Below are 12403 nucleotides of genomic sequence, written 5' to 3'. Positions count from 1 at the left end.
CCAGTATGCGAACTGTCGACGCCGCCGGACTCGGAATCGGGGACGACCACCCGCCCCGCATCATGGGCGTGCTGAACGTCTCCGCGGAGTCACCGTACTCCCCGAGCGTCTACGACGACCCCGCCGAAGCCGCGGCGTACGTCGAGGACGAACTGCTCGCGGAGGGCGCGGACATCATCGACATCGGCCTCGAATCCGCGAACAAGAAGTTCGACGTGCTCACGGCCGACCAGGAACTCGACCGCCTCGACATCGCGCTGGAGACCATCGAGCGCGTCGACGGCGACGCGGTCTTCAGTATCGAGACGCGGTACCACGAGGTCGCGGACGAGGCGCTCGCGGGCGGGTTCGACATGGTGAACGACATCTGCGGGTTCGCCGACCCCGAGATGCCCGGCGTCTGCGAGGCGCACGACGCCGCGGTCGCGAAGATGGCGAGTCCGCCCGACCTCGAACGCCCCGGCGCGGTCGAGTCCGTCGACGACATCTACGACGCGCTCGGCCTGAACGGCTTCACGGACAAGACCATCGTCGACCCCGCGTTCGGCGGCTGGTCCGAGGAGAAAACCCTCGACGACGACCGGGAGACGTTCGAGCGCCTGCGAGAGTTCCGCGCGCTCGGCCGCCCGATTCTCGTCTCCATCAATCGGAAGAACTTCCTCCGCGACCTCGCCGGTCGGAGCACGGAGGAGGCGCTCCCGGTCAGCCTCGCCGCCACGTCGCTGGCGGTCGAGCGCGGCGCGCACGTGATTCGGACGCACGACGTGGCCGAGACCCGGGACGCCGCCGTCATCGGGGACGCCTTCACCCGCGACCGCGCCCGCACGCCGACCGTCGAGGAACTGGACGTGACGAGCGTCCGGGAAGCGGAGCGCCACCTCGCCCAGCACGACGGCCGACCGGACGCAGCGGCCGGAAGCGTCTCGCGCGCGTTCAGCGTGCGCGGCCTCAGTGACGCCGATCACGAGGCTCTCGCCGCCGCCGCGTCCGCCGCCGGCGCGGTCGCGTCCGGCGACGAGGCCGTGTTCCTCGCCGGCACGGTCGACGACCTCGAAACCGTCGCTGACGCCGTCGACGACGGCGCCGGGCGGCTCCCCGAGGTCGCCGCCGCCCTTCGGAACGCCCTGACGTAACGAGAAAACTTATACCGTCGGCGAGGAAATCCGCGAGCGGAGGCTGACCCCCCGCGTGGGTAGGGGTACACACTGCGGCGGGGTCGGCTCGGACTCCCCGAATTTCTACACCGACGAGCGAACGCCACATGGACTACGATACCTGGAACCCCGTCTACGAACGCATACTCGCCGATTTCGGCTTCAGCCGCGAGGCCGACGAGCGCGCCCGCGACCGCATCAGCGAGTACGCCCGCCCCTTCGACATGGACCGCCTCGACGCGCGCAGGCAGACCGTCGCCGTCGCGGGCGCGGGTCCCTCCCTGTCGGACGACCTCGACCTCGCCCGTGACGCCGATTGCGTGTTCGCCGCCTCGACTGCCACTGACATCCTCACCGACGCCGGCATCAGGGTGGACGCGATGGTCACCGACCTCGACAAGAACCCCGACACCGCCCGCGACCGCACCCGGAACGGCAAGCCGGTCGTCGCGCACGCCCACGGCGACAACATCCCGAGCATCGACGAGTGGCTCCCTCGATTCGACACCGACCACGTGCTCGCTACCACGCAGGCCGAACCCCGCGAGCACGTCCACAACTTCGGTGGATTCACCGACGGCGACCGCGCCGCCTTCCTCGCCGACGCCCTCGGCGCGAGCGAACTCGTCTTTCCGGGCTGGGACTTCGACGACCCCAGCGTGGACGCGATGAAAGCGAAGAAACTCGACTGGGCGGAGAGGTTGCTCCACTGGCTCGAAACGCGGAGAGACGAAGAGTTCGACGTGCTCGACGGCCGCCGCGACGGTCTCTCCCTGCCGTCGCGATAGGCGCAATGCGACGCTATTATCGGTCGTTACGCGTCGTAGGATCGGGAGTCGTCTGTTGTCTTGATTTCTGGACGCCCCGAAGATAGATTGTGACTGGGACGGCGATTAATGCGACTGTTCCGAGGACACGAGCCACGGGTATGTCAACTAACGGCGGGATTTCACGGTGCACGACTAAGACCTCGACTGCGAGCCCACCGACGCTGAGAGCCAAGATGAATATCCAGAGCCACATGGTCGCGTATCCGATCTGGTCAAGCTGGTTGGTCTTCACAGCGTGGCCGAGAAGTACGACGACAGATAGGAGCGGTACGACAATCAGGGTGCGAACCGGAGTCACCACCAAGATACTAGAACCGAGAGTGAGCGCCGTGAAATAGACCAAAATCGAGAGAATGCGGAAAACCCGTCGATTCTCACTCATATCTACGATATGCTTCAGCGTGACTTCGTATTGTTTGTAAATCCTCCCCTACGGTTCGAGAACGACCTTCCCCTGGGTCTCGCGGTTTTCGAGGGCTTCGTGGGCTTCTCTGGCGTTTTCGAGGTCGAACGTCTGCCCAACCACGACTTCGAGTTCGCCCGCGGCGAGCATGCCTGAGAGTTCGGGGACGGCCTCGTAGACGCGTTCGGGGTCGCGCGCCATCGCCTGCCCGAGGTGGAAGCCGATGACGGACTTGTTCCCGAAGAGGAGGCTCGCGGTGTCGATTTCGCCGGGCGTGCCGGAGGCGGCGCCGTACGCGACGACGCGCCCGAAGTGCGCGAGGGCGTCGACGCTCTTCGCGCTCGTCTCCCCGCCGATGCCGTCGAGGACGAGGTCGACGCCCGCGCCGTCGGTCAGGTCGTCGATTTCCTCGACGAAGTCGGTCTCGGTGTAGTCGATGGTGTGGTCGCAGCCCAGACGCTGGGCGAGGTCGCGCTTCTCCTGGGTGCTCGCGGTGCCGAACACCTCCGCGCCGTGGTCGCTCGCGAGCTGGACGGCGGCGGTGCCGACGCCGCCGGCCGCGGCGTGCACGAGCACGCGCTCGTCGGATTCGAGGCCGCCCCACTCGTGGAGGCAGTGGTGGGCGGTGAGGAACTGCACGGGGAACCCGGCCGCTTCGGCGAACGACATCGACTCCGGCACGTCGAACAGCGCCATCGCGTTCGCGGTGACGTACTCCGCGTACGCGTTCTCGCCCGTCATCGCGACGACGCGCTCGCCCGGGTCGCGCGCCACGCCCTCGCCCACGGCGTCGATGACGCCCGCGGCCTCCATCCCGGGCGTGTACGGCGGCGTGGGGCCGCCCTGGTAGTGGCCGCGGCGCTGCATCACGTCCGCGAAGTTCACGCCCACAGCCTCCACGTCGATGCGGACCTCGCCCGGGCCGGGCTCTGGTTTCTCGCGGTCCTCGACGCTGATGACGCTACTGTCGCCGAACTCACTGACGCGTACGGCTCGCATATCCAAACCCACGAGGGCCGGCCGGAAAAACTACCGATTCTCGGGGGCGACCGCCGTGAGTGTCGCATCTATCTGGTCGCGGTCCGCGCTCCGCGGCAGTCCCACGTCTATCTCGTTCAGGCCGTCGATGGCCTCCCACTCGGCGAGTTTCTCTGTGACTTCCTCGGGCGTGCCGGCGCAGACGAGGTCGTCGAGGAGTTCCTCGCGCACGAGCGAGAGCGCGTGCCCGCGGTCGTCGTCGTTCCACGCGTCGTGAATCTCGTGCGCGACATCGTCGTAGCCCTGTCGGGCGAGCGCGTCCCGGTAGAACGTCCCCATACCGCCGATGTAGAAGCCGACGTGCTGGGTGGCGAGCCGGCGCGCCTCCTCGCCGTCCTCCAGCGCGCAGCACGTGAGGAGCAGGGAGACCTGCACGTCGCTCGGGTCGCGGTCGCCGAGGTCGGCGCCGCGTTCGAGGTCGGAGAGGCGGTCTTCGAGGCCGTCCTGGGTGAGCATGAGGCCGTGCCAGCCGTCCGCGAATCGTCCCGCGAGTTCGACCGCTTTCGGTCCCATTCCGGTCACGTCGATTGGCGGCGCGGTCTCCGGCGGGTCACACCGCAGTCGGAACCCGCGGAGGTCGAAGAGGTCGCCGTCGTAGTTCACGGGTTCGCCCGCGACGACCTGCCGGACGATGTCGACGTACTCGCGGGTGCGGCGCAGCGGGCGCTCGAAGTCGGCGCCGTGCCAGTTCTCGATGACGGCGGGGCCGCTCGGACCGAGACCCACTCGGAACCGGCCGTTCGAGGCCTCCTGGAGCGTCGCGGCGGTCTGCCCGACGAGCGCGGGCGAGCGCGAGTACGTGTTGAGGATGCTGGTGCCGATACCGACCTCGCTCGTGCGTTCCGCGATGAGCGAAAGCGTGGTGACGGCGTCCCGTCCCCACGTCTCGGGGAGCCACGCGCGCTCGAACCCGAGTTCTTCGGTGCGGACGCCGAGGTCGACGAGCGCGTCGAGGCTGGGCTGTGCGGCCACGGGCAGGTGGACGGAGCGGTGCGTCATCGACTTCCACCGGCGGGATTTACCATACCTCAAATTTCCACCGGGTTACCTTAACGATTGATACCGAGAATCTCGTCAGTCGTCGCGACGCGCGCGAACTCGCCGTCGAGGTGCGCGAGCGCGAGGCGGTGAACGGTCTCGGCGTCGAAGCGCTCGCCGTCGAGCGACCGGTCGAACGTCGCGGTCGCGTCCCGCGCGAGCGTCACCGCGAACCCCCGGTTCTCCGCCATCCGCGTCGTCGTGGAGACACAGTGGTCCGTCGTGAGACCGGCGACGACGAGGGAGTCGTGCCCGTCCGCACGCAGCCAACTCTCCAAATCGGTATCGACGAACGCGCCGTTCACGCGCTTCACGACCTCTTTTTCGCCCTCCCGGGGTTCCAGGTCGGACTTGTACGCGAATCCGGGTTCGCCGCGCTTCAGCGGCGAGTCCGGCTCGGTGGAATCGTGGCGGACGTGAACGACCGGGTCGTCGCGCTCGCGCCACGCGTCCAGCAGTCGGCGGGCGTTCACCTCCGCGTCGGGGTTGTTCCGGTCGCCCCACCGTGGGTCGTCGAAGCCCGCCTGGAAGTCCACGAGCAGGAGGACGCTCACTGCTCGACCTCGCGCGCGATTCCGGGGTCGATGCTTGGCGTGACCTTCGGGTGTTCGCGCGACACCGTTATCGGACACTCGTCGGGGGCTTCGTCGTCGCTCTCGCGGAGCATATATTGTGGCCACTCGCGGTCTCCCTCGACGCCCCAGTCCCCGAGGTCGGCGTGCGGGCAGACGCCGTCGTAGTCTTCGAGGTTCTCCTGAATGGTGTCGCGGGCGCGCTGTCCGGCGTCGGTGTCGCCGGTGACGCCCATCGACTCGAACAGGCCGCGCGGCTGGAAGGTGATTTCGAGGCCGACCGGACAGTACCGGCTCCGGTAGGTGTCGTAGAACGGCGCGCGACAGGTCGGGAACATCGGTTCGCCCGCGAACGAGAACTCCCAGTAGGGGTCGTCGGGGTCGGTCGGGATGTCCGCGGGCCACGGTTCGGGGTCGTGGACGTGGAGGAACTGGAGCACGTGCCAGAGAGCGTCGTGGTAGTCGCTCTCTGCGAACGACCGTTCGGGCGGCGCGAAGAACGCCACGAGCGACGCGCGGTCGCTGTACTCCTCGTAGCGCTCGACGTACTCGACGAGCGTGTCCCGCAGGTCGAGCAGGGCGTCCGAATCGGTGAGCGACGGCACAGCGGTGTAGAGCGGGTCGCCCGCGCGCACCGACTCTCGGCCGAAATAACACGGGAACCGCTCGCCCTGATACTCGCCTGTGAGGCTCTCGTGGAACGTCTCCCAGTGCTCGCGCGCCCATGACGGATACCCGCTCTCGGCGCGCACCCGCATCGTCTCCTGGTCGAGCAACACGCCGGTCCCGGGTTCGTTCATGCTCTTGTGGAACTCTGAGAGTGAACTCAGATAGAACTTTCGAGACATCCACCTGTTTTCGGTACGTGGGAACGAACACCTAATACGTCCTCTCAGTACCTTAGGAATCACAACGTGTCTGGTCGGTTTATGCGGAACTATTTTATCCCGAATCCGCACAGAACGTGACGTATAATGACTGAACACACGTCTACAAAAACACCTGAATCGATCCGGGACGAAAACCATACTGGGGGAGAAAACACAGGTACGTGTTCTAGTGGCGCTGAATCTGTTTCGAACGGCATTCCCGTCTCTGGGTACGGGCCTGTCGTGAGCGCGTTCGGTGGCACACCATGACGGAAGACCTCGTCGCGTCCGAAACGGCGGCGATTCCGCTGCGCGGAAGCGGCATCGCAATCTACGACCCCGAGAAACCGGGCGCGTGGATACAGTCGGACTACGCGGTCGAACTGGCCGACGACGAACCGCCGGCGGAATCGGTGGAGTCCCCGAACCCCGAGTGGGAGTGGTAGTTAGGACTGGTCGCGCTCGACGAGCTCGTACTTCTGCACCTTCCCGGTGGTCGTGCGGGGGAGTTCCTGCACGAACTCGACCTCGCGCGGATGCTTGTACTCGGCGAGGTTGTCGAGACAGTACTGCCTGAGTTCGTCCGCGGTCACGTCGCTGTCGGGCGCTTTCACGACGAACGCCTTGACGGTCTCGCCGCGGCGCTCGTCCGGGATGCCGACGACGGCCGCGTCCGCGACGCCCTCGTGCTCGAAGAGCAACTCCTCGACCTCGCGCGGGTAGACGTTGTAGCCCGCGGTGTTGATCATGTGCTTCTTCCGGTCGACGATGTAGTAGTAGTCGTCCTCGTCGTAGTAGCCGATGTCGCCCGTGTGGAACCAGCGCTTCCCGTCCGCCTCCGTGAACGCCTCGGCGTTCGCGTCCGGGAGGTTGTAGTAGCCCTTCATGACGTTCGGCCCCGAAATCACGAGTTCCCCCGTCACGTCGTCCAGCGCGTCGTCGTCCTCGTCGACCGGGCCTTCCTCGACGGGGTCGAGCGCGTTGAAGTCCGCGTCGACAATCCGGGAGTCGATGCCCTCCAGTGGGGTGCCGATGCTGCCGACGCGTCGGCCCACATCGGGCCGGTTGAAGTGCGTCACCGGACTCGTCTCGGTGAGCCCGTAACCCTCGTAGATTTTCGGCTCGAACAGCTCCTCGAACTTCCGTAGCACCTCGACGGGAATACCAGACCCGCCGACGCCGCACATCCGGACGGACGAGAAGTCGAACTCGTCCGTGTTCGGCTGATTGATGAGGTCGTTGTACATCGCCGGCACGCCGTGGAAGAGCGTGATGTCCTCGTCCGCGACGAGGTCCGTCGCCTGCTGCGCGTCCCACTCGGCCATTGGGTAGTACGCGCCGCCATTGAACAGCGTCGAATTCATCGTGACGGTCATCCCGTAAATGTGGAACAGCGGGAGCGCGCCGAACGACTTGTCCTCTTCGTTCACGCCGCCCGGGGCGAGCGACGCGGCCTGCGACGCGTTCGACCCGAGGTTCTCGTGCGTGAGCTGGACGCCCTTCGGCTGGCCCGTCGTCCCGGACGTGTACGGCTGGCAGGCGTCGTCGTCGCCGTCGCGCGGGACGACATCGAGCGTGTCGTCGGCGAGGAACTCGTCGAACGACGTCGCGGCGTCGTGCTCGCCGCCGACCGAAACGACGTGCTCCACGTCGGTATCGTCCACGACTTCCTCGACGAACGGCACGAGGTCCGCGAGCGCGACGACGACCTTCGCCCCCGAGTCGTCGAGCAGGTGGCTGATCTCCCGGGACTTGTACTGCGGATTCATCGGCACGACGACGCCGCCCGCGCGGAGCGTGCCGTGGAACGCCGTCACGAACTGCGGGAGGTTCGGCAGGTACACCGCGACACGGTCGTCCTCGCCGAGTCCGCGTTCGTCGAGCGCCGCCGCGAACTGGCCGGTTCGCTGCCAGAACGCGCCGTAACTGATTTCGTTCCCTCGGAACCCGATGGCCGTCGCGTCGGGGTCGTTCCTTACCGCTGTTTCGACATTCGTCACAAGATTTGCCATTGGTACTACTGGAGTCCACGTCGGTTGCTCACAAGAAACTTACCCCGAAGACCGACGGAAAGCTAGAGGTGTCCCGCGCACCACTTCTCGCGTATGACGTACGAGAACGTCGACGCCCGCCGCGAGAACGGAGTCGCCTACCTGACGATAGAGGGCGCAAACGCCCTGAACGCGCTCGACGACGCCACCACGGACGGCCTTATGGCCGCTGTCACGGACGCCGTTGAGGACGACGACGTGCGCTGCCTCGTCCTCACGGGCGCGGGCGACGCGTTCGGCGCGGGCGCCAACCTCGGACAGTTCGACGGCGACGAGTCGGACGCGCCCGAACTCCGACGGCTCGCGTCGGCGCTCCACGATGTCGTTCTCCAGCTCCACCAGGCGCCGAAGCCCGTCGTCACCGCCGTGAACGGCGTCGCCGCCGGAGCCGGGTTCAGTCTCGCGCTCGTCGGCGACATTGTGCTCGTCTCCGAGGACGCCGCACTCTCCTACGCCTACTCGCGCGTCGGCCTCACGGGCGACGGTGGGTCGACGTTCTTCCTCCCGCGCCTCGTCGGCCTCCGCACGGCGAAGGAGCTAGCGCTCCTCGACGGCGACCTCACGCCCGCGGAGGCCGTCGACCTCGGCATCGCCACCGAAGCCGTCCCCGCCGGCGACTTCGACGACCGCGTGACCGAACTCGCGGAACGTCTCGCGGAGGGGCCGACGAAGGCGTTCGGCGCGACAAAGCGCCTCATGACGGAGTCCTTCGGGAACTCGCTTCCCGAACAGCTCGCGGCCGAGACGGAGGCGATGGCCGACGCGACCCACACGGAGGACTACGCGCGTGGCCACGCCGCCTTCTTCGAGAAATCCGACCCCGATTTCGTCGGGAAGTGACGCCAAGGGTTTAGGTGCCGGCGGGTCTCCCCCACTGCATGGACGAAGCGGAGTTCCTTCAGGCGCACATCGACCAGCACGGCTTCCTCTCCTTCCTCGGACTCACCGTCGAGGACCTCGAACCCGGCCGGCTCCGCCTCCGGGTGCCGTACGACGAGAAACTCACGAACACCGGCCCCGCCGCGAACGGCCAGGTGCACGGCGGCGTCGCCGCCACCATCGCGGACACCGCGGGCGGCCTCGCCGTCCGTTCGACGCTCGACGAACCCACGCAGACCGGTGTCGCCACCATCGACCTCAACATCTCCTACCTCCGCCCGGCCGCGGACGACCTCGTCTGCACCGCGAACGTCGTCCGCACGGGAAGCACCGTCGGCGTCGCCGAGATGACCGTCGAATCCGAAACTCCGGACGGGAAACTGAAGGAGGTCGCCGTGGGCCGCGGGTCGTTCCGCATCTTCGACTAGGCCGGTAGGCTTTCGGCGCGCCCCCGACACTCGCCCGTATGCAGGTCTTCTGGCACCGCCGCGACCTCCGCGCGCACGACAACCGCGGGCTCGCGGCCGCCGCCGAGGAGGGCGACGTGTTGCCCGTGTTCGTGTTCGACGACGACGTGCTCGCCCACGCGAGCCCCGTCCGCGTCGCCTTCCTCCTCGACGCCCTGCGAGACCTCCGCGCGTGGTACAGAGACCATGGGAGCGACCTCACTATCCGCCACGGCGACCCGCCAGGCGTGCTTCCCGACCTCGCGGTCGAGCACGACGCGGACCGCGTCGTCTGGAACCACGACTACACCGGTCTCGCGCAGGAACGCGATGAAATCGTTCGGGAGGCGCTCGACGCTCAGAACACTCCGCACGAGCAGTTTCACGACGCCGTGCTCCACGAACCCGGAGCCATTCGCACCAACGCCGGCGACCCCTACTCGGTGTACACGTACTTCTGGAAGAAGTGGCAGGACCGCGAGAAAGCGAGGCCCGCCGACCCGCCTACGGCGGACGCGCTCGCCGACGTGTCCGGTGCGGCGCTCCCCTCGCTCGACGACCTCGGATTCGACGAACCGGCGGCGGACTACCCCGACGCCGGACACGCGGCCGCCGTCGAACGCCTCGACGACTTCTGCGAGAGCGATATCTTCGACTACGACGAGGGCCGTGAGTACCCCGCTGAGGCGGGAACGAGCCGCCTCTCGCAGGACTTGACGTACGGCACGCTCGGCGTTCGCGAGGCCTACGCCCGCACCGCACAGGCGATGCAGGAGGCCGAGGGAGAGGACGAGGCGACCGGGGTGGAGGAGTTCCGTAGACAGCTCGCGTTCCGCGAGTTCTACCAGCAAGTCCTCTACTTCAACCCGCGCGTGGTGACGGAGAACTACAGCGAGTACGAGAACCCAATCGAGTGGCGGAACGACGAAGACGAAATCGCGGCGTGGAAGTCCGGCGAGACTGGGTTTCCCATCGTGGACGCGGGGATGCGCCAGTTGCGCGAGGAAGCGTACGTCCACAACCGCGTGCGGATGATAGTCGCCTCGTTCCTCACGAAGGACCTCCTGGTGGACTGGCGGGTCGGCTACGGCCACTTCCGGGAGTACCTCGTGGACCATGACACCGCGAACGACACCGGCGGCTGGCAGTGGGCGGCCTCCACGGGCACGGACGCCCAGCCCTACTTCCGCATCTTCAACCCCTGGACGCAGCAGGCGGACTACGACCCCGACGCGGAGTACATCCGCGAGTACGTCCCCGAACTCGCAGACGCGGACACTGAGGAGATTCACGGCTGGAACGAACTCGGCGAGGCCGAACGCGACGAGGTGGCGCCCGAGTACCCCGCGCCAATCGTGGAGCACTCGGAGCGCCGCGAGCGCGCGCTGGAGATGTTCGAGGCGGCTCGCGGCGAGGACTGACTAGCTCCATAGCCGACAGATTGAACTGGCAGCGAGGTGGAATTATCATTCAGGAATGGAACCTGTGGGTGAGCGTGGACAAATCGGCGTCGAGACACTCATCGTATTCATCGCGCTCATCCTCGTCGCCGTTCTTGGAGCGGGCATTCTCGTGCACACGGCCGGACTTCTCCAGTCGGACGCTCTCGACGCGGGCGAGGAGAGCAGCGACAGCATACTCGACTCCATCACCGTTTACTCGGTTACCGACCGCCCGACAACGCGGATTCTCTCGCCAACCCTCACTCAGGACGCGAACACCCTCACTAACGCGTCCGTACGGATCGCATCGAACGGGGAGACGCTCAGATACGACGCGTACGATACACTTACTGCCAACATCAGCTCGGGCGACTCCGTCACGCTCGTCGACGACCAGACCCTTCAGATCGAAGACGGCGACACAATCGCCGTCCGGTCAGCCTCCGACGGAATCACCATCGATGTCGTGGACGATTCGGACACCACCGAACTCACGGTTACGGACGGAGACGTGACCGTAGAGAACGACACGGATGGGACGCGTGCAACCCTTTCACTCGTCCACGACGACGAATCTATCTCACTCGCAGAAGGAGACACGGCGACGGTGTCCGGGCAAACACACCAGCTCGACGTGCTCGAAACGCGGGCGGTTCGCGCTACGGTGTCGTCCGGCGAAACGGTCACGCTCGAATCCCTCGAGGGAACCATCGAAATCGGGGATGGTGACTTGCTTCGTTTCACGTCTCCGGACGACAGTGCGGTGGTCACCCTCTTCAACGAAAACACGTCCGCGTCACTCCGCGGGCACGATTTCGAAATCACTCCTGACGGCGACGGGACGGACGAGACGATTACCTTCTCGACCACCGAGGGGGACGTTTCCTACACGGAGTCCACGCTCCACGACCTCGTCGTTTGGCCGAAGGACAGTCGACTCGTTCCGGAATTCCCGGAGTCCGATGACGGAGAGGTGCTCGTGGATGCGACGACGTCCAGCGGCGGGGATGTGACCCTGACTGACGGCGGCCAGACGTTCACCGTCAGCGACGGCGATACTCTCGATGTCGACCGGGCGGCCGCGGACGTACTCCGGCTGGAGAACCGAGAGACGGGGGCCGTCCTCACTACGAGCAACGATTCACTCACACTCGTAGACGACGATAACGGAGCGACCCTGACCCTCGATCGGGTCAACATGAATCCGATCACGCTCTACGAGACGGTGCCGAGCCGTATACTGGTCGAACAGGAAACGTTCCCCGTCGACTCGTCCGACGCCTCGTTCTCCATCTACACCGGACTCTCACCGGGGGCGGACACCGTCAACCTCGACGGGACGACGATTCGCGTGGTCGGCCCTGCGGGTGCACGGACACTCGTTTACCATCCCAACGTCTCGCGGCCCGGAGAGACGTTCACGGTCGACCCCATCGTGGACGCGGACGACACGGCTCCGGTCCTATCGAGCCAATCCGACCGTTTTTCACTCCGGTTCACGCTCACGGCGCCACAGCGTGGCGACATCACGGTCATCATCACTACGCCCTCCGGGGCGACCCGTGAGCTCACGATAGGGGACGCGTGATAGTGACGCGTCACACGTGCCGAGGACTGAACGCGTCGCGGAGCCAGTTTTATGTGACGGGATGCGAACACGAACCTGTGAGGCGAGTTATTG

At 66.4% G+C, this 12403-nt stretch carries 13 protein-coding genes; 7 read left to right on the top strand and 6 right to left on the bottom strand.

The features are described from left to right. Window positions 1–5: 5 nt before the first annotated feature. Both U3A55_RS02190 and U3A55_RS02185 read left to right on the top strand, forming a co-directional pair. Window positions 6–1133 carry a dihydropteroate synthase gene (locus tag U3A55_RS02190; RefSeq protein WP_330989881.1) on the top strand — a complete coding sequence of 376 codons (1128 nt, stop codon included), beginning with the start codon at window positions 6–8 and terminating at the stop codon, window positions 1131–1133. Window positions 1134–1261: 128 nt separating this feature from the next. Beyond that, complete coding sequence (locus U3A55_RS02185; RefSeq protein WP_330989880.1) at window positions 1262–1942, top strand: 6-hydroxymethylpterin diphosphokinase MptE-like protein; 681 nt, start codon at window positions 1262–1264, stop codon at window positions 1940–1942. A 16-nt stretch (window positions 1943–1958) separates the two neighbouring features. Here the strand turns inward: U3A55_RS02185 and U3A55_RS02180 are convergent, their stop codons facing one another. From U3A55_RS02180 to U3A55_RS02160, 5 genes are read right to left on the bottom strand one after another with little or no spacing between them, the layout of a single operon-like run. Continuing rightward, window positions 1959–2366 carry a hypothetical protein gene (locus U3A55_RS02180; protein ID WP_330989879.1) on the bottom strand — a complete coding sequence of 136 codons (408 nt, stop codon included), beginning with the start codon at window positions 2364–2366 and terminating at the stop codon, window positions 1959–1961. A 48-nt stretch (window positions 2367–2414) separates the two neighbouring features. Continuing rightward, window positions 2415–3386: a quinone oxidoreductase family protein gene (locus tag U3A55_RS02175; RefSeq protein ID WP_330989878.1), complete on the bottom strand. Its 972-nt coding sequence runs from the start codon at window positions 3384–3386 to the stop codon at window positions 2415–2417. 30 nt (window positions 3387–3416) lie between these two features. Further along, entirely contained in the window at window positions 3417–4424 is a 1008-nt protein-coding gene (locus U3A55_RS02170; protein WP_330989877.1) for a TIGR04024 family LLM class F420-dependent oxidoreductase, read from the bottom strand. A gap of 50 nt (window positions 4425–4474) precedes the next feature. After that, a complete protein-coding gene (locus tag U3A55_RS02165) occupies window positions 4475–5017 on the bottom strand; it encodes a cysteine hydrolase family protein (protein WP_330989876.1) in 543 nt (180 codons plus the stop codon). After that, window positions 5014–5835, bottom strand: a complete 822-nt coding sequence (locus tag U3A55_RS02160) for a YqcI/YcgG family protein (protein WP_442978255.1) — start codon at window positions 5833–5835, stop codon at window positions 5014–5016. The genes U3A55_RS02165 and U3A55_RS02160 overlap by 4 nt, the downstream gene beginning before the upstream one ends. Window positions 5836–6170: 335 nt before the next feature. Between U3A55_RS02160 and U3A55_RS02155 the strand changes: the two genes are divergently transcribed. After that, window positions 6171–6350, top strand: coding sequence for a DUF7331 family protein (locus tag U3A55_RS02155; RefSeq protein WP_330989875.1), 180 nt, complete (start codon window positions 6171–6173; stop codon window positions 6348–6350). Here U3A55_RS02155 and U3A55_RS02150 read toward each other — a convergent pair whose 3' ends face one another. Further along, entirely contained in the window at window positions 6351–7916 is a 1566-nt protein-coding gene (locus U3A55_RS02150; RefSeq protein ID WP_330989874.1) for an AMP-binding protein, read from the bottom strand. Between the two features lie 93 nt (window positions 7917–8009). On the opposite strand from U3A55_RS02150, the gene U3A55_RS02145 reads away from it, so the two are divergent. Genes U3A55_RS02145 through U3A55_RS02130 form a run of 4 tightly spaced genes read left to right on the top strand, consistent with a single transcriptional unit; the run spans window position 8010 to window position 12310 of the window. Continuing rightward, window positions 8010–8795: an enoyl-CoA hydratase/isomerase family protein gene (locus U3A55_RS02145; protein ID WP_330989873.1), complete on the top strand. Its 786-nt coding sequence runs from the start codon at window positions 8010–8012 to the stop codon at window positions 8793–8795. A 38-nt stretch (window positions 8796–8833) separates the two neighbouring features. Continuing rightward, on the top strand, window positions 8834–9262 hold the full coding sequence (locus U3A55_RS02140) for a PaaI family thioesterase (protein ID WP_330989872.1): 429 nt from the start codon (window positions 8834–8836) through the stop codon (window positions 9260–9262). A 38-nt stretch (window positions 9263–9300) separates the two neighbouring features. Next, window positions 9301–10701 carry a cryptochrome/photolyase family protein gene (locus U3A55_RS02135; RefSeq protein ID WP_330989871.1) on the top strand — a complete coding sequence of 467 codons (1401 nt, stop codon included), beginning with the start codon at window positions 9301–9303 and terminating at the stop codon, window positions 10699–10701. Between the two features lie 55 nt (window positions 10702–10756). Beyond that, window positions 10757–12310 carry an archaellin/type IV pilin N-terminal domain-containing protein gene (locus tag U3A55_RS02130; protein WP_330989870.1) on the top strand — a complete coding sequence of 518 codons (1554 nt, stop codon included), beginning with the start codon at window positions 10757–10759 and terminating at the stop codon, window positions 12308–12310. The last annotated feature ends 93 nt before the right edge of the window (window positions 12311–12403 follow it).

Origin of the sequence: Salarchaeum sp. III (assembly GCF_036418315.1) — an archaeon.
Taxonomy (GTDB): Archaea; Halobacteriota; Halobacteria; order Halobacteriales; family Halobacteriaceae; genus Salarchaeum.
Note: the sequence above shows the minus strand (reverse complement) of the source record. Positions and strands in the feature narration are given on the sequence as shown.